Annotated in this window: 16 protein-coding genes, 1 tRNA gene and 1 pseudogene; 8 read left to right on the top strand and 10 right to left on the bottom strand. The window is 54.4% G+C overall.

Features of this window, described 5'->3' with window-relative positions; genetic code table 11:
- Positions 1 to 68: 68 nt before the first annotated feature.
- Entirely contained in the window at positions 69 to 353 is a 285-nt protein-coding gene (gene rplY / locus ACQE3Z_RS02295) for a 50S ribosomal protein L25 (RefSeq protein WP_250650397.1), read from the top strand.
- Between the two features lie 82 nt (positions 354 to 435).
- On the opposite strand, the gene yejK is transcribed toward rplY, so the two are convergent.
- Positions 436 to 1440, bottom strand: a complete 1005-nt coding sequence (gene yejK, locus ACQE3Z_RS02290) for a nucleoid-associated protein YejK (protein ID WP_250650398.1) — start codon at positions 1438 to 1440, stop codon at positions 436 to 438.
- A 180-nt stretch (positions 1441 to 1620) separates the two neighbouring features.
- On the opposite strand from yejK, the gene ACQE3Z_RS02285 reads away from it, so the two are divergent.
- The 7 genes and pseudogenes from ACQE3Z_RS02285 to ACQE3Z_RS02255 all read left to right on the top strand — a co-directional run bounded on the left by ACQE3Z_RS02285 (position 1621) and on the right by ACQE3Z_RS02255 (position 7377).
- On the top strand, positions 1621 to 1848 hold the full coding sequence (locus ACQE3Z_RS02285; protein ID WP_085071075.1) for a YejL family protein: 228 nt from the start codon (positions 1621 to 1623) through the stop codon (positions 1846 to 1848).
- Positions 1849 to 1869: 21 nt separating this feature from the next.
- A complete protein-coding gene (yejM, locus tag ACQE3Z_RS02280; RefSeq protein WP_426971945.1) occupies positions 1870 to 3621 on the top strand; it encodes an LPS biosynthesis-modulating metalloenzyme YejM in 1752 nt (583 codons plus the stop codon).
- 72 nt (positions 3622 to 3693) lie between these two features.
- Positions 3694 to 3770, top strand: a tRNA-Pro gene (locus ACQE3Z_RS02275).
- A 226-nt stretch (positions 3771 to 3996) separates the two neighbouring features.
- Entirely contained in the window at positions 3997 to 4644 is a 648-nt protein-coding gene (locus ACQE3Z_RS02270; protein ID WP_426971944.1) for a hypothetical protein, read from the top strand.
- Positions 4645 to 5036: 392 nt separating this feature from the next.
- Complete coding sequence (locus ACQE3Z_RS02265) at positions 5037 to 6581, top strand: methyl-accepting chemotaxis protein (RefSeq protein ID WP_426971943.1); 1545 nt, start codon at positions 5037 to 5039, stop codon at positions 6579 to 6581.
- Positions 6582 to 6779: 198 nt separating this feature from the next.
- Positions 6780 to 6908, top strand: a pseudogene (locus ACQE3Z_RS02260) (benzoate transporter); the annotation flags it as partial.
- Positions 6909 to 7170: 262 nt separating this feature from the next.
- Complete coding sequence (locus ACQE3Z_RS02255; RefSeq protein WP_085071069.1) at positions 7171 to 7377, top strand: hypothetical protein; 207 nt, start codon at positions 7171 to 7173, stop codon at positions 7375 to 7377.
- A gap of 49 nt (positions 7378 to 7426) precedes the next feature.
- On the opposite strand, the gene ACQE3Z_RS02250 is transcribed toward ACQE3Z_RS02255, so the two are convergent.
- From ACQE3Z_RS02250 to ACQE3Z_RS02210, 9 genes are all read right to left on the bottom strand, one after another.
- A complete protein-coding gene (locus tag ACQE3Z_RS02250) occupies positions 7427 to 9073 on the bottom strand; it encodes a multidrug ABC transporter permease/ATP-binding protein (RefSeq protein WP_426971942.1) in 1647 nt (548 codons plus the stop codon).
- A gap of 96 nt (positions 9074 to 9169) precedes the next feature.
- A complete protein-coding gene (gene alkB, locus ACQE3Z_RS02245) occupies positions 9170 to 9811 on the bottom strand; it encodes a DNA oxidative demethylase AlkB (RefSeq protein ID WP_426971941.1) in 642 nt (213 codons plus the stop codon).
- A 36-nt stretch (positions 9812 to 9847) separates the two neighbouring features.
- Positions 9848 to 10897 carry an FAD:protein FMN transferase ApbE gene (gene apbE / locus ACQE3Z_RS02240; protein ID WP_426971940.1) on the bottom strand — a complete coding sequence of 350 codons (1050 nt, stop codon included), beginning with the start codon at positions 10895 to 10897 and terminating at the stop codon, positions 9848 to 9850.
- A 400-nt stretch (positions 10898 to 11297) separates the two neighbouring features.
- On the bottom strand, positions 11298 to 12401 hold the full coding sequence (ompC, locus tag ACQE3Z_RS02235; RefSeq protein WP_426971938.1) for a porin OmpC: 1104 nt from the start codon (positions 12399 to 12401) through the stop codon (positions 11298 to 11300).
- Between the two features lie 489 nt (positions 12402 to 12890).
- A complete protein-coding gene (gene uilS / locus ACQE3Z_RS02230; RefSeq protein WP_426971937.1) occupies positions 12891 to 13751 on the bottom strand; it encodes a UilS family quorum-quenching N-acyl-homoserine lactonase in 861 nt (286 codons plus the stop codon).
- A gap of 162 nt (positions 13752 to 13913) precedes the next feature.
- Complete coding sequence (locus ACQE3Z_RS02225; RefSeq protein WP_426971936.1) at positions 13914 to 15083, bottom strand: HlyD family efflux transporter periplasmic adaptor subunit; 1170 nt, start codon at positions 15081 to 15083, stop codon at positions 13914 to 13916.
- Positions 15080 to 17230: a type I secretion system permease/ATPase gene (locus ACQE3Z_RS02220; protein ID WP_426971934.1), complete on the bottom strand. Its 2151-nt coding sequence runs from the start codon at positions 17228 to 17230 to the stop codon at positions 15080 to 15082. Before ACQE3Z_RS02220 ends, ACQE3Z_RS02225 begins: the two co-directional genes overlap by 4 nt.
- A 16-nt stretch (positions 17231 to 17246) precedes the next feature.
- Complete coding sequence (locus ACQE3Z_RS02215) at positions 17247 to 18602, bottom strand: TolC family outer membrane protein (protein ID WP_426971932.1); 1356 nt, start codon at positions 18600 to 18602, stop codon at positions 17247 to 17249.
- Between the two features lie 285 nt (positions 18603 to 18887).
- The gene (locus ACQE3Z_RS02210) at positions 18888 to 22181 is read right to left on the bottom strand and encodes a hypothetical protein (protein WP_426971930.1); all 3294 of its coding nucleotides are present in this window, start codon (positions 22179 to 22181) and stop codon (positions 18888 to 18890) included.
- Between the last annotated feature and the right edge of the window lie 244 nt (positions 22182 to 22425).

Raw genomic sequence — 22425 nt, 5'->3', positions numbered from 1 at the left:
CAAGAGCTGAACAATCCAACCTGCTGCTGGGTCGCCTGTAGCAGGATCATTTATTAAAGAGAGTTACCATGTTAACTATCAAAGCAACTGAACGTAAAGAGCAGGGTAAGGGTGCGAGCCGCCGCCTGCGTGCTGCTAACAAATTCCCGGCTATCATCTATGGTGGCAAGGAAGCAGCAGTTTCTATCGAACTGGATCACGACTCTGTGCTGAACCTGCAGGCTAAGCCTGGCTTCTACACCGACGAACTGGTTCTGGTTGTCGATGGTAAAGAGACCAAAGTTAAAGTGCAGGCTGTACAGCGTCACCCGTTCAAGCCAAAACTGCACCACATGGACTTCGTTCGCGTTTAATCGCGTTTCGGACCCAAAAAAAACGCCGCATCTGCGGCGTTTTTTTATGCCTGCGCGCGGGCAGTAACCCACGCGCTCGCGTTTACTGCCCGCCAGTGCGACGCTGCAGCTGATCGCGCAGATTTGGCGGCGTGCCCTTGATGGTCAGGGTATCGGTCGCCGGATCCCAGAAGATACGCTCGCCCAGCAGCATGGCATCAAAATTGATGGTTAGCCCACCGCCGCTGCCGGCAAATTTGGTCAGCTGACGCAGCGTAGTGCGATCTGCCGGGAAGCTCTCTTCCAGTTCGTATCCCTGCTCCTGAGTAAACTGCTGAAAGTTCTTTTCCCCCAGCGGCGGCAACTCGCGCGCCAGCTCTTCAATGGCAATCTCTTCGCCCGCCTGCAGCTGTTCGTTACAGTAGCTGTAGACCTGCTGGCGATAGTTTTGCCGCTCGGCTTTATCCAGGCTGGATTCGGCACAGTAGTCGTCCACCGCCTGCAGTAATCCCCGGTTCTGCGCTTTGGTATCCAGCCCTACGCTGGCTCCCAGAAAATCCATGAAGAAATCAGCGACCTTACGCCCGACGCGCCCGCGCAGGAAGGTCAAATAACGCGTGGATTCCGGATTCGTTTCCCATTCGGTTAAATCAATGCGCGCAACGATATCGGCGTGGTTAATATCCAGGTAGTGAACGCTGCTGATATCAAGCTGCTCATTAACGCGCATGCTGCTTTGACTGTTCAGTACGGCGATCAATAAATACTCCACCGCCAGATAGCGGTAGTGGCAAAACAGTACAATGCCGCCTTCGGCAAAAGGATATTTTGCCAGTTCATCGCGCAGCCGTCCGGTCGCGGCCCGGCTGAAGGCCAGAAAATCCTGCTGGCCATCGCGGCATTCCCGCAGGGTTTGCGCCAGTTCGCTCTCGGCGTTAAACAGGCCAAACGCTTTGCTTTTCGCGCTGTAGATCCGGTGCAGCTCTTCCACCAGTTCCGACACGGCCTGGGTGGCGGGCAGCAGGCTATCACGCAGCACCAGTTCCAGCGTTTGCTCATCACGTTTGATCAACTGATGCAGGGCAATCTGGTCGATATCCAGACTCATGTTAGACTCTCCTTTAAGCTTCAGGCGCGTATTCAAACACCCCGCGCCCTTGCGATCAACTGGCGACTTCATCATCCGGAAGCGTTGCCGAAGTTTAACGCTACGGACACGATAAAAGTGCAGAAAAAAAGGCGTGCTTACGGTAAGATACCGCCTTTTCAATACGTATTAGTTAAGGTTATGCCACAATCATCCCGTTATAGTGACGAACGCGTGGAGCAGATCCTCGCGCAGCTGGTGCAGGTGCTGGAATCAAACCAGGCACCAACCGATCTTTCCCTGATGGTGCTGGGAAACATGGTCACCAACTTAATCAATACCAGCGTAGCGCCTGCACAGCGTCGTGCGCTGGCCCGTTCCTTCGCTGATGCGCTGCAAGCCTCAGTGCGCGAAGATAAAGCCCATTAATGTGATGATCTGACCGCAAATATGGTTACCAATCGGCAACGCTACCGTGAAAAAGTCTCCCAGATGATTAGCTGGGGGCACTGGTTCGCGTTGTTTAATATCATTTTTGCTACCCTGCTGGGCAGCCGTTATCTGCTGGTTGCTGACTGGCCCGGTTCACTGGCGGGGCGCGTTTACGCGTTTACCAGTTGGATCGGCCACTTCAGCTTCATTGTTTTTGCGGCCTATCTGCTGCTGATCTTTCCCCTCACATTTGTGGTGATGTCGCAGCGTTTGCTGCGCTTTTTATCCGCTATTGTCGCCACCGCCGGGCTTACGCTGCTGCTGGTTGACAGTACCGTGTTTAACCGTTTCCATCTTCACCTGAATCCGGTGGTCTGGGAGCTGGTCGTTAACCCGGATCAAAGCGAAATGGCGCGAGACTGGCAGCTGATGTTTATCAGCGTGCCGGCTATTTTTCTGGTGCAGATGCTGTTCGCCACCTGGAGCTGGCAAAAGCTGCGTAGCCTTAACCGCCGCAGCTTTGGCAAGCCGCTGGCCGCGCTGTTTATTAGCGCCTTTTTTGCCAGCCACCTGCTTTATATCTGGGCAGACGCCAACTTCTATCGCCCGATCACCATGCAGCGCGCTAACTTGCCGCTCTCTTATCCGATGACCGCCCGCCGTTTTCTGGAAAAGCATGGCTTACTGGATGCACAGGAATATCAACGCCGTCTGATGCAGCAGGGCAATCCGGAAGCGGTTTCTGTGGCTTATCCGCTGAGCGATATTCGCTTTAGCGACGGCGGCTCCGGTCAAAATCTGCTGGTGATTACTGTTGACGGTCTTAATCAGGCTTCTCTACCTAAGACGCTGCCTAACCTGACGCGCTTCGGGGAAGAGAACGTACGTTTCAACCAGCATTTTACTGCGGGCAGCTCGCCGGATAGCGGCCTGTTTGGCCTGTTTTACGGCATTTCTCCCAGCTATATGGATGGGGTACTGGCCTCGCGTATCCCTTCTGCCTTTATTAATGCGCTAAGTCAGCAAGGCTATCAGTTTGGCTTGTTTGCCTCTGATGGTTTCAGCTCGCCGCTTTATCGTCAGGCGCTGCTGGCTGATTTTTCTCTGCCGTTGGCAGGCGATCAGCCCAACAGTCAGACTACCGGGCAATGGCAGCGCTGGCTCGGTTCGCTGCCGTCAGGCCGCGCGCCGTGGTTCTCATGGATTTCCTATACCGGGCTGAGCGATCTGCCGGATGGCGCTAAACAGCGCGCGCAGCGCTATAGCCGTAACGCCAAAGAAATTGATAGCGAGATCGGTCAGGTATTAGCCACGCTGCAGCAAAAAGGACTGTTGGATAATACCGTGGTGGTGATCACCGCTCAGCAGGCCGTTACGTTGCATGCTCAGCAGAGTAATGATGCCCGCCCTGCCCTGCAGGTTCCGTTGCTGATCCACTGGCCGAAAACGCCAGCGCAAACCATCAACAAGCTGACCGATCATCAGGATGTTATGACGACATTAATGCAACGCCTGCTGCATGTCAGCACGCCCCCTGCGGAGTATTCGCAGGGAGAGGATCTGTTTGCTGCCAGACGTCGCCATGACTGGGTTACCAGTGCGGATAACGATCGGCTCATTGTCACCACGTCGCAAATTACGCTGGTGCTGGATGCTAACGGCAGCTATCAGGCTTATAACCGCGAAGGTCAGCAATTGAAGGATCATAAGCCGCAGTTGGCACTGCTGCTGCAAGTGCTGACAGACGAGAAACGCTTTATCGCTAACTGATTATTAATAAAGCAGTTAGAAAGCCGGCGTCTTGCATTTAGCGAGATTCCAGGTAGTATAGCGTCCACATATCGGCACGTAGCGCAGCCTGGTAGCGCACTGTCATGGGGTGTCAGGGGTCGGAGGTTCAAATCCTCTCGTGCCGACCAAATTCCCTAAAAAACCAGCCCTAACCGGCTGGTTTTTTTCTTCCTGAAAATACCGGACGGCAGAAGCCCAGCAGCATTCTGATATTGCAGGGTAAATTTCTGCACAGGTAGTTTTCAGGACCCTATACCGCCCTGTTAACTCACACATCCTTTCGTTTATATTTTTCTGGCCTTAAAAATCTGATAAATTCAGTTTGATTTTTATCTACCTGAAAGGAATTAAGGTATGAGCAACTACAGGGAAATAGCGCAGCGTATAGTAAAAATACTCATCTCACCCGATTCAGCTTTCGGCTTCTGGAATGGCGTGCTTTCAGTACCAAAAGATATTGGTTATCTGGCATATGGCTTTATAGATACTGACTCACGGTATATTCGGGAAACCGAACGCATCAGGATAGTGACAGCGATTCGCTATGGCATTTTGAAGAATCATAATTTCATTAAAACCATTGAGATCGTGTTTGAGGCTTTTAATCAATATGTCCCGCAAGAAAAACAGAACAGTATCTACAGTAAAACGCTGTTTTCCATTGCGGGCAGAGCCACGACTAATACGCTGATTTCTGGACGATTAGCACAAGCTATTGCACAAAATTCAGGCTTTTTTGTCGGCATACGTGGTAGTGTCGTTGGTAATGTATTACTGGCCGGAGGAATGGCGGAACGCAGTATTTATACGTCCCTACGGCTTCAAAATTACGCTCCTGAGGTTTATAAAGCTCTACGAGCTCACAATTATGATTTACTTTATTTTTTACTTGAGCCAGCTTTGCAACCCTTTGTAGAAGCGTTACATGTGAAATGGACTAACGGAACGCCAGCCTTTAACCGAATTCTCGATGCGGTAGATAATGAACTCAAACAAAAATGATGCAAAACACGAGACCGCTATTCGCATACTCCTGCATTACGCTGGTTCACTAATCGGTGGATTGCTCGTATTCCTGTGCGCCTACTGGTTTTTCCATTTTGAGACCTGGACAGAACGAGGCATCTATATTGGCCTGACACTACTGGCTGTATACATAATGCTTAAACTGGTGCCCAAAAAGTACCGTTAAATCCGCCCTGGCTGACTCAATACACTGCGAAACACTTGTTTGACAGGTTCGATATCTCTCTATGGTTACGTATTTTCTTTACGCAACGAAATATTTTCCCTGAGCAATCATTCGCTTATTAATTTCTTTAATGAGGGGATCTATAAACTTTTTACCGCAGGCCGATAGTAACAACGTTCATTAATCATCCAGGTAAACCCTCATGAAATTATCGACCCGACTTGCGGCTGGATATGGCCTGCTTATCTTACTGTTAGTTCTTTGCGCTGGCGTAGCGCTGCATGCCCTGACTAATGCTCGGGAAGGCATGGACGATACGGTGAACGTTAAGATGAAAAAATATCAGCTGATCCTTGATATGCGCGGCAGCATTCGGGATATGGCTATTGCCGTCCGCAACCTGGCGCTGCTGAGTGATCCAAAGGCAATGCAGCCGGAGTGGGAGCGTCTGCAGAAGCAAAAGCAGCTTTACATTCATAATCGCGAAGAACTGTCGCAGATAATGAAAATTGATTCGACGTCGGCAGGACGCGATGCCTTCCGCAAGGTGCTGGATAATGAAGAGGCGGCATTTAACGCCTATGAAAAAGCGGGACAGCTCGGCTTGCAAAACCTGCAGCAGGAGACAACCACCTACCTGATGACCGTAACGCGTCCGGCGCAAAATAAGTTGCTCGACGCGCTAAACATCATGACCAATGTGCAAATGCAAAACGCCCGCAATGCGGTTACGGATAGCAGCGACGAAATCACGCGTACCTTTATTTTCCTGAGCGTGCTGGTAGCAGTGTCGATAGCGTTGGCGGCGGCAACAGGTTTTATAACCGTACGGAGCCTGATGCGACAGTTAGGCGGTGAACCGGCGCAGGCGCAGACGCTGGCAGCGGCCATCGCAGACGGCGATCTGACCTCCACCATGTCGTTGCGTTCGGGCGATACCACCAGCCTGCTGGCCTCGCTGTTGCGTATGCAAACGCGCCTGAGCGAGATGGTCACACAGATTAAAGATGCCTCCGCTTCCGTTTCACTCGCCTCGGATGAAATCGCGCGCGGCAATACCGAGCTTTCTGCACGTACCGAGCAGCAGGCTGCCGCTCTGCAGGAAACCGCTGCCAGCATGGAGCAGCTCACAGCAACGGTGAAAAGCAACACGGCAGGTGCCAGCCATACGGCAGGGTCGGCGCGTGATACCGCTACTCTGGCCCGTAACGGGGAAGAGAGCGTGCGCAAGATGAACAAAACCATGGCTGATATCTCTCTCAGCGCGGCGAAGGTAAGGGACATTACCAGCACCATTGAAGGTATTGCGTTCCAGACCAACATTCTGGCGCTGAATGCTGCCGTTGAGGCAGCGCGCGCTGGCGAGCAGGGACGCGGTTTTGCGGTAGTCGCTGGCGAAGTGCGCACCCTGGCGCAGCGCAGCGCCACGGCGGCAAGAGATATCAAAGGGCTTATCGAAGAGGCGGTAACACTGGTGGATCAAGGGGTCACGGTTGCTGACGGCACTGCGGCCAGCATTATGAGCGTGGTCACTATGGTCAGCGAACTGGCCAGTGCGATGGATGAAATCGCGCTCGCTTCAAAAGAACAGATGCAGGGGATCTCCCAGATCAGCGTCGCGGTAGGTCAGATGGATGGTGTCACGCAGAGCAACGCCGCGCTGGTTGAAGAGTCCAGCACCGCGTCGCAGTCGCTGGCGGAGCAGGTTCATGCCTTACGGGGTATGGTGGATACTTTCCGCGTCTGATCGGAACAATATTTGATGCCAGCCGAAGGCCTGAGGCTGGCCTGGTTTTCACCAAACAGCGTGCAAAGCACGCTGTGCCTGATATTTTTACTCTGTGGTTAGCGCTCAGGCGCTAACCACCACCATCTGCCCGCCTATCTCTCCAGCCCTTCCCCTTAATGCAGGACACCCGATGCTGCGACACATATTTGGGTCATTATGATTTACGATTATTTTCTTTATTATGACGAAGATATGCTGCTGGAGTTACGACTCAACGTCCTGGCTCCTCATATTGATAAATTTGTCATTGTTGAATCTACCCACACTTTTACCGGCAAGAAAAAGCGCTGAACTGATGTCAGAAGGGAAGGATATCTGGAAGCGAGAAAGGATATTAAAAGCCGTTCCTCTGTGTAAGGAACAATTCCCCCTTCCGCTGGTAGAAAATCAGGAAAAGTATCGCGATTTTATCCGGTAGCCTTCAGTTAATCAGGGCCGGATAAATGCTGCGCCCTGTCACAAAGCGGTTTAACTTAATAAAACCTTCACATTATTGTCACAAATCTTTCCTAGCCTGTTGCCACCTTAACGAAACGGGAATCAGGCTATGGCGGCTGTTAAAGCAAAAAACATACAGGATACTGAAGCCCTGCTGCATTCAGGCGTTAACAAGGTGGAACTGGACTGGGAAATAGACAGCGATGATTTCTTCCATCTTGCCAGCCACTGGTGCGAGCGTGGAGCAAAAATTACCCGCTCTCAGCATCACTTCGTGCTGTCGGTAAAAGGTTTCGCTATCCCGCCAAATGACTGACAACACTCGGCCGGGGTTGCGTTCGCATACCCCGGCTTACGGTACACGCCTAACGCCCGGTATCGGTGCGCTGAACTGCATCCAGCGTCGCCTTCTCTCTCTCACTACCTGTTAACTCGTACAGCTCCCCTTCGCGCATCTCCAGCAGCCGATCGGCATGGATAAAATAGTGATCGTCGTGGCTGATGGCGAAAACGGTTTTGCCGCTTTGCTGTAGCCAGGGCAAGAGTTCACGATAGAAAACCCGGCGGAAATGGGGATCCTGATCGGCGGCCCACTCATCCAGCAGCAGAATATCACGCTGCTCCGCCGCTGCCAGCAGCAACGCCAGACGCTTGCTCTGCCCTTTCGACAGCTGCAGGTTCACTACCCTGTTTCCATCCAGTTTTAGCTTGTCCTGCATTTTCAGTCGTTCCAGCCACTGTTGCACCAGCACCGGGCTGGCCGGCTGCGCGTCAGGACCGATAAGACGATCAAACAGATGGACGTCGGTGAAAACCGCAGAGAAGAGATGGCGGTAACGCTCAATATCCGTTACCGCTTCACCATCAAGCAGAATGGTGCCGGAAACCGGCTGATAGAGACCGGTCAGCAACATCGCCAGCGTCGATTTTCCGCTGCCATTGCCGCCAATCAAAAATACCAGTTCGCCGCGCTTCAGCGTCAGGTTGATCGGCCCAACGCTGAAACCGTTATCGCCATAATGGAAAACCAGGTCACGCAACTCCAGCGTTTGCCAGTCGGCGACAGCGGAGGTGGTTGAGAAATGCTCGTGCCACTCCGCCAGCTGAAAGCTCCGCAGCTTATTAAAAGCCACCTGGGCGCTTAACAGCGTTGGCAGTGCACCAACCGCCTGCAGCAGCGGCGTGCGTAAAAACAGCAGCATCAGAGAGTAGGTCGCGGCGACGGCGGTATTCGCCCATCCCAGACCGTTGGCCATAAAGAACACCATACCGATCGCACCCAGCATCATAATGTTCGACCAGTTAACCGCGCTGAGATGAAAGGTATCGGCACGCACGATATGGTGCCGGTAAGCGTTGGCATTTTCCTGATAAACGGTGTCATAAATCTGCTGCGCGCGCGTGCGGTTCAGCGCCAACTCTTTGCGGCCATCTATCACTGTCTGGTAATCGGCATAGAGACGATCTTCCGTCTCGCGCAGCTTCGCCATATGGCTGTAAACACGCGAAACCAGCAACCAGCCGCCGATAATGGTCACCGCAACCCAGATTGCCGTTACTGCCAGCATCCCCGGTGACAGCCAGGCAAGATAAGCCGCCGAACCGATGGTCAGAATAATCCCCTGGATCAGCTCCGGCAGACGCACAAAGGCGATGGTGATATTGCGCACATCGCTGGTGAGCCCCGCCAGTAACTGTGCGCTGCCGATCTGTTCAATACGTTGAATATGCGTATCGAGGATACGCTTGATAAACTGACCGCGCAGCTTCCAGACAAAGTGATGTCCCAGCAGCGTCAGCGCCAGCTGTGAGGCCAGCGTGACCGCCATCAGCAGCAGCAACAGGCCAAGAAAAGTTGGCAGAACCGCCATTGAAGCATTGATACTGACAATCAGCTCGCGGTTAATGTAAGCAATAATGCCGATACCCAGCGCCGCACTGAGCAGATTAAGCACAATTATCGCAATAAACGGCCAGCGGTACTGTTTATAAACGACGGAGAGCAACTCCATAACTGCATCCTGATAAAAAACAAAGCAGCCTGCAGTTTAATGAGAAGCTAATCGATAGCAATAATAATTCTCAATCAGAATAATACAGATCTAACCTCAGCGCGCGCAGCGGAAAGTCAGGTTGTAACGGAACGCGCCCGCCAGAGGATGAATGCCCGCTTTTACCGGCAGGATACCGTGAAAACGCAGCCGTGAGGCGCCGCCCCATACCACTACGTCGCCATGTTCCAGCATTACACGCTGAACGGCATCGCCGCGTTCAAAGCCACCAAACTGAAACACCGCCGGCAGACCAAGAGACACCGAGACGATGGGCTGTCGCAGATCCTTTTCATCCTTATCCTGATGAAGCGACAGTTTTGCACCCGGTTCATAGCGGTTAATCAGGCAGGCGTCAGGCTGAAAATGGCTAAAGCCCGCCTCCTGCGCGCACGCCTGTGCCAGCAAACGAAACGTCTGCGGCATCGGCGGCCAGCGGCGTCCGGTTTCATTATCTTCACCGGTATACTGATAGCCGCGCGCATCGCTCGACCAGCCGAGATCGCCACAGTTGGTCATCGCCACCGACATGCGGTGACCGCCCGGCGTAATGCGATGATGGAAAGGGTTACTCTGCGCTACCTCTTCAATCTGCGCCAACAGGCTGGCCGCCTGCTCGCGGGCACGCCGTCGCAGAATAACCGCACCCTCTGCCAGAGGCTCAGCCCAGGGGGCTTCTTCACTAAACAGATCTAACATTGCCGCTCCGCTTTCCGCCGTAAACCTTGTTGCATGCTAACGGGACGCAGAGGCGCCCTGCAACATAAATGCGCGAAACTGTGGCGACATCCAGCTGCTGAAACCCTCTTTATCTTTGGTAATCAGATAGACCGCCAGCTTTTCCCGCAGCGCCAGCGCTTTGGCTTTTTCAGTCCCCAGCACCATCAGGCCGGTATCCCAGCCGTCCGCTTCCAGCGCGGTAGTGGCGATAACGGTCGCAGAGACCAGACGGTGTTCAATGGGCTGACCGCTTTGCGGATCGATGACGTGCGAAATACGTCTGCCGTCCAGCTCGTAATAGTTGCGGTAGCTGCCTGACGTGCTGATGCCGTGCCCCTGTAAATTGACCAGCGCCTGCACAGCGTTCTCACGATCGGTCGGCTTCTGAATCGCCACCCGCCAGGTTTTGCCCGCAGTGTTACGGCCACGCGTCAGTACTGCGCCGCCAACCGAGACCAGATAGTTATGGATGCCCTCCTTTTCCATCAGGCGCGCCAGATGATCGGTAGCAAAGCCCTCTCCCATGGTAGAAAGATCGACATACAACCCCGGTAAATCTTTCTGCAGATAAGCACCGTCGGCGCGTTCAATCACCTGCAAATGTTGCAGGCCGGTCAACGCTTTCGCCGCATTGATCTCCGCCTGCGACGGCGTATGCAATGGCTGTTTATCCGGACCAAAACCCCACAGATTAACCAGCGGCCCCACGGTAATATCCATCGCGCCCTGGGTTAACCTGCCAATACGCAGCGACACTGTGACGATATTGGCCATCTCCTGGCTAATAGGTTGCGGACTGAGGTCATGAGATTGGTTAAAGCGCGACAGTACGGAGTCCTTTTTCCACGTTGACAGCTCGTGGTCATCCTCGTCCAGCTGCTGCTGAATTTTCGCACGCAGCTCCTTTTGTCGGTCTGCTGACACGCCCGCCAGGCTAACGCGCCATTGGGTTCCCATGGTTTTACCTGTCAGCACCAGCCCGTTATCCGTCGGCGTCTGCTGCCGTTCACAGCCCGTCGCCAGCAATCCCAGCAGCATTACCGCTGCCAGCGCTCTTTTTTTCATTGCTTTCATCTTCATCTGTCGTTGTATTGTTCGGCGAGGCGGCACTACGCACGACGCACCGTGGCGGCACATTTTGCCCCATTTCTGCTCAGGCGATGTTGACAAATGTGCCTTAAATCCGGATTAACGGGCAAAACAAAGATGGCACGAGATGTGCTTTATTCAGGCAGGTTAACGCTATTAGGGGAAATGCGTATGCACTATGCAGGCTCGCGCCAACAATGGATATACTGCCTTCTGGCCTGTTGCAGCTTTACGCCTGGCGGCACAGGGTTTGAAGGTATGTGGGGAGATGCGCTGAAAATGGTGCCCGGCGCGCAAAACAGTGAGGGTTCTGCCCCTCTAAAGCGAGGCGTAAAAAAGGCGACGCTGAGCGTCGCCTTGCAGAAAGCGGGAATGATTAGAACTGATAAACCAGGCCCAGCGCCACTACGTCATCGGTGTTGATACCAGCTGCGTCGGTAAACGCGTTGTCATCCAGCAGGTTGATCTGATAATCAACATAGGTAGACATGTTTTTGTTGAAGTAGTAAGTCGCGCCTACGTCGATATACTTTTTCAGGTTCTGCTTGCCGTAACCCTGGATATCTTTACCGCGAGAGGTCACATAAGCCAGGGACGGACGCAGACCGAAGTCGAACTGATACTGCGCAACCAGTTCCCAGTTGTCTGCTTTATCAGCAAAACCGTAGGCTGCCTGATCGTCGTCGCCGAAACGGGTAGCGTTATAAGAACGGGTGTACATCGCCGCCAGGTAGATGTTGTTTGCGTCATATTTCAGGCCGCCGGTATACGCTTCCGCTTTGTCGCCGTTGCCCAGAATCGCACCGCTGTTCTGGTAGTTAGTACGGTCAGACTGGAACATTGCCGCACCCAGCCCCAGGCCGTTGCCCAGGTCGTAAGTGGTGCTCAGGCCCCAGCCATCGCCGTTCTGCGCTACAGCTTTACGGCTGCCAGCTTCTTCCGGGTTGCTGTCATTTTTGCCCTGGTACTGTACGGCAAAGTTCCAGCCGTCAACCAGGCCGAAGAAGTTGTTGTTACGGTAAGTAGCTACGCCGTTAGCGCGCTGGAACATAAAGTTGTCTGCGCCGTAGGTATCGCCGCCGAACTCCGGCAGGACATCGGTCCATGCGCCGATGTCATAAGCCACGCCGTAGTTACGACCGTAGTCGAACGAACCTGCGTCACCAAATTTGATACCGGCAAAGCCAACACGCGTATAAGAATCTTCGGTGCCTTCGTTTTCGGAATGGTTCAGAGCAACCTGATACTCCCACTGACCATAGCCGGTCAGCTGCTCAGAGATTTGGGTTTCGCCTTTAAAACCGAAACGCAAATAAGATTGGTCGCCGTCGCTGCCGTCGTTGTCAGAGAAATAGTGCAGACCGTCCACTTTGCCGAACAGGTCAAGTTTATTGCCGTCTTTATTATAGATCTCTGCTGCGCCTGCGGAGCCTGCTACTAACAGCGCCGGGACCATCAGGGAGAGAATATGACGTTTCATTTTTATTACCCTCTGGTTATGTGCCTTATAATTGCCACTGCTTGTCGAGCGTTTATTTTTCGGTCGACAGCTCATTGTTCAATCGCCAGAAGTAATAATCCATAAAGAAAATGCTACTAATTTTCCAAAACTGTTTCTATATATTTTATTTTTATCGGTAAATGTAAATTACGTGGAACTTTTAAACAGCACATAGCGTTAAAAAATAAAGCACTATTTGATAAGAAATATCTTTATTACAGGTTATCAGAGAGTTAAAAATAACCATGATATCAGCACTGAATGATAAAAAATTTCTTATTGATGGTTATAAAATAGATCCCGCTATCATCATTTTATTTCATTATTACCTTCATTCACCCTGAATGAGCTGTTTTACCCTTATATTCTGCCGGACATTAACTGTCCGGCTTTTTTTATCAATTTTTAACCAGCGCCCTACCGCAAACGCGCCAGCTGATGATTGGCGGTTATCCGCCTCCTGCTCAGTTACAAATATTTTTTAAACCACTCTGTCTGAACGCGAATAACCTGCTGGAAATGTGCGCCGGTATAGATATCGTAATGACGGGCATCGGCCTGCTCATACAGTTTCTTCTCCTGAGCACCAATGGCGGCAAATAAAGCGCGGCCCTGCTCTGGTGGATTAACGGTATCATTTTCGGCAATCACCACCAGCGAAGGGCATGTGACCTGAGCGGCAGAAAGAGCTGGTTTATATTGTAATGTTTCGCGCACCGTCAGGAACGGGATTTTAATATCCATCTTTGGATAAAGCGCCCGATTCTCTTCAAAAAAGGCTTTGGATTCGGCATCGCTTAATACGCGGTTGACGCTCACCATCATCTCTTTACCGCTATTTTTCTGCTTTTCAGCCATTTTATCCAGTGTGGCAATAAAGGCGTTTTTCTCTTGCTCATCCATTTGGCCGCTAACGATCGCTTCACCATCGGCAAAGGCCAACTGGCTGACAATACATTTAATTTCTGACGCTTCCGCCGCCGCGCCAAAGACATGGCATCCGCCAAAAGAGGTTCCCCAGAGACCGATGCGTTGTGCATCAAGCTCTGGCTGCTGCTGAGCCCAGCGCATCACGGAAAGAATGTCGGCAATCTGCATTGCCGGGATCAGGCGGCCCCGCTCACCGTCACTGTCGCCAAATCCACGGTAATCAAAGGTAATAGCCGCGAAACCGGCCCCGACAAAGGCCTCGGCAAACGCTGGCAGCAGAATTTCTCGAATGCCGCAGAACCCATGACATAAAACGATAACCGGTTTTTTACCTTCACCGCCTGGTTTGTGCAGCGTAATAACAATACCGTCATCATTTTTTTGCGTTAAAACATCCATTAACCTGTTTCCTGTATTTATTTAACCTGATACACACGCTTTACTTTTTAACAGCGCGCATATTATAAAACGGGAAAAGAGTAAACTTTGAGAGATTCGTCTGGGTTATTATTTAAACCTGTTATTTTTTGCATTGTTGTCACAAAAAACAAGCTACGGCGCTTAGCGTTCACGCATCGCTTCGTTAATTTTATTTAGCGGTTTAATTAAATAATCCATTACTGATTTTTGACCGGTTTTTATCTCTACATTGGCGACCATGCCTGGCAGAATTGGAAATTTACGGCCAGCGCGGTTAGTCAGCTCCGCTTTTTGCGTGCGCACATAAACGCGATAATAATACTGATCGCGCTTTACCTCATCCTGGAGGGTATCCGGGGAAACCGTTTCCACTTCGCCATCCAGATCGCCATAAATTGAAGAATCGTAGGCGGTAATTTTCACTACGGCAGGCAGGCCAGGCCGAATATAGGCGATATCTCGCGGGTTAATGCGGGTTTCAATCAGTAGCTGATCCTCCAGCGGCACAATCTCCATCAATTTACCGCCCGGCTGCAACACGCCTCCAACCGTGGTCACCTGTATATCTTTTACGATGCCGCGCACCGGCGATAACAGCGTGGCACGCGTCAGCTGATCCTCTTTGCCGGTCAATCCCTGTAGCTGGGCGTCCAGCTCGGCATTATTTTTGACCTGTTCTTCGCGCGCGCGCACCGCATATTCGTTACGCGCTTCGTCGATTTTGCCGCGTAGTTCGCTCACCTGCCGACGCAGACGAATCACTTCCACCTCGCCCGCCGCGCCCTTCGCCACCAGCGGCGCGGTCATGCGTAACTCTTCCTGCACCAGCTTCAGCGACTGTTGCAGGTTGTTGACGGTTTCCAGTAAATTACGGCGTCGTGACTCATAGAGCTGCGTTTCACGCGCTACCAGTTCCGGCTCACGCAGCGTTTGCTCGCTAAACTGCAGCGGCTCGCCGGTGAGCTCGGCGCGTAATCGTTCCGCTGAGGCACGCAGAGTGCGTACTTTCGACTGCGCCTCGCCAAAATTGGACTGAAAGCGGGTTGGATCAAGCCGCGCCAGAACCTGTCCTTTACTGACAATATCCCCTTCATGCACGTTCAGCTGATTAACGATACCGCCGTCAAGGCTCTCAATTACCTGCGCCCGGCTGGAGGGCGTCACTTTGCCGGTGCCCACCGTGACTTCATCGAGAATAGCGAAATGCGCCCAGACCAAAAAGATCACCAGCGCGGCGCTGCATAGCCAGATAATCAGCGAGGTGCGGCGTTCATGGGTTTTTAACTGGCGATCAACCGTAACCTGCGTCATGCGGCATCTCCTTTGGTTGGCTTCGCCGCGCTGGCGCTACGCAAAATATCATCGCGCGGGCCATCTGCGACAATACGACCGTTGTCCATCACCACAATCCTGTCCACCAGCTTTAACAGCGCCGGACGATGGGTTACCAATACCAGCGTGCGCCCGCTTAGCCAGCTTTTCATTTGCCGGATCACATGTTCTTCCAGTTGTTCATCCATCGAGGCGGTGGGTTCATCCAGCAGCACCACCTGCGGCTGACGCAGGATCATACGGCTGATAAGCACCATCTGGCGCTGACCGCCGGAGAGACCGCGGCCACCCTCGTTAATAATACGATCCAGGCTGGCGGCATCCTGCTGCACCAGGCTCAGTGCGCCGCTGACGCGCAGCGCCTGCAGCATCTCCTGTTCGCTGGCATGCGGATTGCCCAGCATCAGGTTTTGCCGCAGGGTGCCAAAAAACAGCCGGGAGTCCTGCGACAGCCAGCCCAGCTGACGCCGCAAATCAACCGGATCGATACCACTGATATCCACGCCATCAACAATCACCTTGCCCTGTGTCGCTTTCGCCTGTCCCGCCAGCAGCTTTAGCAGCGTCGATTTTCCGGCGCCAACTTTGCCCAGCAGCGCGATGCGCTCGCCTGGCTTGATCTGCAGCTGCCCGATGTTCAGCACATTTTTGACATTTTCTTCATCGTAGGTGTACTGCACGTTACGCAGATCGTAATGACCGGCCAGTGTCGGACAGTGCGCCATCTCGCCCTCTTCCGGCTGATCGAGCGGCTTTTTCAGCAGCTCATCCAGCCCTTTCATCGCGCTTTTGGCATGCTGCCAGCGTGAGAAAATCATCGTCAGCTGCATCAGCGGCGCAATGGTGCGTGAGGAGAGCAGGCTGCTGGCGACCAGCGTGCCGGTGGTGATATCGCCCGCCAGCACCAGATAGGTACCGTATACCAGCATGCTCGCGTAGGTCAGCTGCTGTACCGATGAGGCCCAGCCGGTGAGTCTCGCTCCCCACAGTCGCTGTTTCATGCCGATAGCGGCGCTCACTTCATGCGTCTGCTCCCACTGGCGCTGGAAATAGGGTTCCGCCTGTAGCGCTTTGATATCCTCTACGCCCTCAATGGTTTCCACCAGCACCGCATTACGCAGCGCTCCTTCGCGCATCCCTTCCTTCGCCAGTTTTGCCATCGGGATCTGCACCAGCAGGCCCGGGATCACAATCAGCGGGATCGCCAGCAGCGGAATGATCACCAGCGGACCGCCGATAAACCCCATGATAAACAGGAACAGAATAACAAACGGCAGGTCCGCCGCCGCGCCAACGGTGGTGGAGGTCAACAGCTCGCGTACCTGATCGATCTCACGCAGCTGCGAGATAAAAGAACCGGTGGATTTCGGACGCGCTTCGTTACGAATATTCATCGCTCGCGCAAACAGCATGGAAGAGATCTTGAGGTCGATGCGTTTGCCCATCAGATCGGAGACCTGGGTACGCATCAGACGGATCAGGTATTCAATCGCAGCGGCGATCAGCACGCCGGCAAATAGCACCCACAGCGTCGGCTCCGACTGCGCCGGGATCACGCGGTCATAAACCTGCATCGAAAACAGGATGCCCGCCAGCGCCAGCACATTACCCACCACCGAGGCGAGAGAGATTTCAGCGATGCGCCGTCCCATGCCGCGAAAGTTTTTCCAGAACCAGTGCTCCTCATACGGCTGCACAAACTCATCAATGCGCGCATCGCGTGCGCGCGCCGCCACGCCGGGCACCGCCACCTGCTGCTGACTTTGCGCCAGCAGCTCCGTCAGATCGCTTTCACGCACCACATCGCCGCCATCGCTCAGCCAGTAGCGCGCGCGTCCTTCAGCATCGATCGCCTCGACCACTGCCACGCTGCCGTTATCCAGCAGCAGGATCACCGGCGTCACCTCCTGTCGCCAGCGTAACTTTTCACGCGGCGTCATGCTGAGATGCAGGCCCAGCAGCCCTGCCAGACGCTCCAGCTGTTTATCAGACGGCAGATGCTCAAACCAGCGCATCTGCTGACGCAGCGTTTTACCATCGGCGGGCTTGCCGAAGCGGGCGGCAACCCGCAGCATCGCCGCGATCCAGTTATCGGTAGAGGTGGTCATAGTCGCTGCCTTATTCATCTCTGTTACCTGCTTGCTAATTCAGTGAAGGCAGACACTCGCCGCTCTGCTTTTCGCGATCGATGCCCATCATATCCAGCAGATTGTCCACCGCTGCCGCATAGCGCACCGTGGCATTCCAGCCGTCATACAGCGCGGTGATGCGCATGCTGTCAGCCTGAAACACATCCTGCTCGACGCTGAGCAGATCGTTGAGGCTGCGCTTGCTGAGCCGGTACTCGTCCGCATAAACCGAGCGGGTGTGCTCTGCGCTTTCCAGCTGTACTTCTCCCGCCTGCTGACGCTGCTGCGCGCCGATCATGTCGGCGTAGGCGGTGGAGGCGTTCTGGTTAATATCGAGCTTGGCGCGCTGGATTTCCGCCTGCGCCGCCTGACGCGCCGCCTCAGCGGAGCGGGTGCGGGCATCGACCAGCCCCCCCTGATAAAGAGGCGCTTCTACCCGTAGCTGCAGTTCATCATCCCAGTAAGATCGGTTGTCGTTTTCATAGCGGGTACGTCCCGCCTCCACTTTAACCGTGGGCCAGTGATTCGATGCCGCCTGGTTAACCCGCTCGCGGGCCGCCTGCTGCCTGGCCTGCGCGCTGCGCACCGCGGCGCTTTTCTCATAGGCGATACGGTCCAGCGTTACCTGCTGCTGTAACAGCGATTCCGGCAGCTCTGGCAGGTTATCGGAGATGACGCCGGTGAGTACCGTAAGCTGCGCCTGCGCCGAACGCTGCTGAGCACGATACTGCTCCAGCGTGGCGCGCATTCCGGCCAGACGCGTGCCCGCCTGCAGCACGTCAGACTGCGAATTCAGGCCAGCATCGGCACGCAGTCTGGCAATGTCGCGCACATGCTCCAGTGAGGCGATATTTTTTCGTGCAGACACCACCAGCGCCTGATAGCGCTTCACCTCCAGGTAGGTCTGCAGCGTATCGGCGGCAACGGTTGTCATGGTATCGAATAGGGCAAAACGGTAGGCGTCAGAAAGCGCATGCTGCTCATCGATCGCTCCGCCGGTGCGCCCAAAGTCATACAGTAGCTGGCTAAGCATCACGCCACCGGAGGCGGTATTGTTCAGGCTGCCGGAGGAGTTGGTCTGATTCGATCGTCCGCCGGTCGCCTGCAGGGAAATCTGCGGATACCAGGCGCTTTTGGCGGCGTCCAGCTCCGCCTCGCCCACGTTGATCTGTGCAGCGGCCTGGGCAATTTGTGGATTACGGGCGAAAGCGCGCAGAATCGCTTCACGTAGCGTAAGCGTGGCGATGCGCTCCTCGGTAGGTGCGGCACGCCAGTTAAATTCAGCTTTCGGCTCTGAGGCCGCCCAGGCGACATGCCCCACGCAGCCCCACGCGGCGCTCAGGCAAAGAGAAATAAGGAGTTTACGCATGCAGCTCGATCAACCTTTTTATTATTCGTACGCGTGAGGCAGGAGCCGTTCCCTCGTGCGATACTCATATCCGGTAAAATAACATCATGAATCATTACCGAATTCCATTCATTTTATTAATCAGTTGCGTAATTTTGCCGTCAGCTATTTTGCGGTATAAATCACATTCTCACTAACAGGTATAAAGGCGCCTGCTAAAGGACAAAGGCAGCACAAGGCCGCCTAAGTCATTAAAAAACAACTTTGTAACATTGCTTGAATATTAAAATGAACTAAACATTGTTATCAGACTACCGGCTGTAAATGCTGCTGTTGCAGCAGCTCGGCCAGCGCATTTTCCGTCGTCGGCGCATGGTGAGCGGCATCCTCGCTTTGCGTCGCGCTGTAGCCGACAGCGGTCACGCCGTGCCACATATCCGCCGGAGCGGGCGGCAGCGCCGTTTCCTCATTATGGCCTGAGATTTCTGCGCCAGCGGTTGCCTTTGCCACGCCCACGCCCTGTGCGGCGGTTTCGCCGTCAGCGACTGACTGCGCCGTTTGCCCGTCATACGCAGACGCTTCCACATGAGCTGCTGGCTTCGCCGATTCCACGCCGTGCACAGACGTTTCGGCGCCGGTGGTTGCCTGCGTATCTGTTCTGGTCTGGGCGTCAGCATCGGTGGCGGTTAAGCGATCCACCAGCGCGGCAAGCGAGGGCTGGCTGGCGCTGTGCAGACCGAGCGACGCCGTATCCAGCGGCTGGGCGCCATCGTCAACGCCCACGGTTTCCGTGGCGGTCAACGTTGCCGCGTGCATGGCCAGCGCGTCGGAGGCGTCATGACTCTGCGTCGACTGAACATCGCTAAAGGTCACCGCGCCATCGGCATCCACGGTAATAATCTTCGCCTGCACCTGGGTCACATTCGAACCGCTCCAGCTCAGCCAGTCGCTCATCATGGCGACGACGGTATAACTGCCGGGCTTAAGCGCCTCTACGTCGCTAGCGGGCACAGTGACCTGCCAGTGGTTATCGTAGCCCTGCCCATCTTTGCCCGCCTCAACGACAGAGGTGTAGGTTTTGCCGTTCAGCGTAACGTACACCGTTGAGCCAATGCCCAGTCCCTCGCCGGAGGAGCGGGAGGAACTGATAATCAGATCGCTATGCTTTTCCGCGCCGCTGAGATGGTTGTCGCCGCTGATCGGATCAAATTCAAACGTCATGGGATAATGATAGGGATAGCTGCCCGCCGCCGTTTTAATCGCGCGCGTAGCGGCAAACTGATTGCCGTCCTGATCCTGGTAGCTGATGGTAATATGGGTCGTGGTGCCGTTTTTGACGCTAAACAGATCGGGAACATTGACGCTCCAGACGCCCTCGCTGGTAACGGTGCCGAAAAACACCTTGTCCCCGGCGGTCAATTTCACCGTACTGTCCGCCGGAATGCCGGTGGCATGGCCGGTAATATAGAAAGGCGCCGCGATTTCACCGCCATCCACGTTGTTGTCGCCGGAAATCGTATCGATGGTTAACACCGGCGTTTCGTTACCTTCGCCGTTATGGTTCAGCGTCAGGGTTTTCGCCACCTGCGCCACTTCCTTCGCCCCACCGTAGAACACGGTGGCGATCAGCGTAATCTGGCCCTCCGGCAGCGCCTGTACATCTTCCTTCGGCACGGTAATCACCCAGCGGCTGTCGGTGGTGGTTTTGGTGCTGTAGGTGTGGCCGTTCAGCATCACCTGCACCTCATGTCCGCTGTCGATATAGCGGCCCCAGCCGGAAATCAGCAGTTCGCCGCCGCGCTCGACGGCGCTCAGCACGTCATCGCCGGTGACTTTATTCACCGCCAGCGTCGGTACCTTATTGCTGCTGTTGGTCAACGTAAACTGCGTGCTGACGTGATGATCCACGCCCGCGCTGTCGGTATGATCGGCGGTGACCGTCACTTTGCCGCCGGGAATGGCAGCGATATCGCTTTCCGGCACGGTGACGGCCCACATACCGTCGTTACCCAGCGTACCGCTGTAGGTTTTCCCATGCAGAGTGATCAACACGGTGTCGCCTGGCATTCCCTGATACGCGTAGCCGGAAATGACCGTAGCGTTGCCGTGCTCATTATTCGTGATGGCGTTGTTGACTGAGATCGGATTAAACGCCAGATCAGGGTCCAGTACGGTAAAAGTCTTGGTCTGGGTGCTGTTCACGCTTTCGCCCGTGTTCAGCGTAGCGTTAATCGAGGCGATCACCGTATAGCTGCCGGGCGGCAGCGCCTGTACATCCCTGGCGGGCACGGTAATCTGCCAGTGGTTATCATAATTGCCGCCTTCCACCACGCCGGTATAGGTTTTGCCGTTAAGCGTGACGTAAACCGTCTCGCCGAAGCCAAGGTTTTCACCGGAGAATTTCGAGCCGGTGATAATCAGATCGCTGTGCCCTTCCTGCGCATCGACCTTGCCGTCAATGCTGATGGTATCGATCTGAAACGCCATCGGATATTTATAAGGGTAGCTTGAAGGCACCAGATGGATTTCGCGGCTGGCGGCCACCTCATTGCCGACGCTGTCCTGCCAGCTGACGACCGCATGGGTGGAATTGGCGTTTTTGGCGTTATACAGCTGTCCGACTTTGACGCTCCAGACGCCGTCGCTGGTCACTTCGCCATAAAAGACTTTATCCGCAATGGTCAGCTTAATGCGACTGCCTGCCGGTATGTTGCTGGCATGGCCGGTAAGGAAAGTTGTGGCGCCGATTTCATAGAGGCTAATGGTGTCATCTGCGGATACGGTATCAATCTCCAGCGACGGCGACGCCTTGCCCGCGCCCTCGTTATTCAGCGTCAGGGTTTTCGCCACCTCTGCGACGCGCGCCTCATGGCCGAGCGAAGCCAGCAGCGTAATCTTTCCTTCCGGCAGCGCCTGCACATCTTCCTGCGGCACGCTGATGGTCCAGCGGCTGTCTTTGGTGGTGGTGGCTTGATACTGATGGCCGTTCAGCGTTACCGTGACCTCATACCCTTCGCCGATATTGCGGCCCCAACCGGAAATCAGCAGATCGCCGCCGCGTTCGATGGCGCTCAGCACATCGTCGCCGGTCACCTTGTTAAGAAACAGCGTCGGCACTGACGGACTTGCGGTGCCCGCCAGCAGGTTAATCTGGCTGGTGGCCTTGTGCGCCACGCCCGTACTGTCGATATGAGAGGCGTTAACGGTCACTTTGCCGTTGGGGATTTGCGCGATATCGCTTTCCGGCACGGTAACGTACCACATCGCATCATTGCCCAGCGTGCCGCTGTAGCTTTTGCCATGCAGGGTGACGGTAACGGTGTCGCCTGGATTGCCCTGGCGCACATAGCCGGACACCACGGTGGCGTTGCCATGCTCGTAATAGCCGATGGTGTTATCGATGGAGATCGGGTTGATGGTGATAGTCTCGTCCGCCGCCGCCGCGCGCGTCGGGGCGTCAGCCTGTTGATGGCTGGATAAGGATGTCGTCGCCACGCGCGGCGAGGCGGTATCCGTTTCAGCCGCGAGACTGGTCACCAGGGTAGCGTCAGAAAAAGGAAGCGCAGCGGCAAGCCGCTGACGATCGATGGTGTTGGCCATAATAAATCTCCTGTGGCGCCAGATGAAAAATTGCCGTGGACAGACGCACCCCGCGGCCGGGATGAATTGCACAGCTTTATTTATCCTTTCAAAACCTGAAAGGGAGGGTTGGCGCGCACCAGAGCTGAATCAGCCCAATAACCAGGCAATGAAACATTATCTAAAAACGGTTTGTTACCGTCATGTGCGACCAGATATAAAGAAAACAGGTAAGAACAGCATCTTTATCAATTTATCTTATCGA

It is taken from the genome of Pantoea sp. FN0307 (genome assembly GCF_050113815.1).
Classification (GTDB): domain Bacteria; phylum Pseudomonadota; class Gammaproteobacteria; order Enterobacterales; family Enterobacteriaceae; genus Mixta; species Mixta alhagi.
The sequence above is the reverse complement of the archived record's forward strand: the minus strand, read 5'-3'. Positions and strand labels throughout refer to the sequence as shown.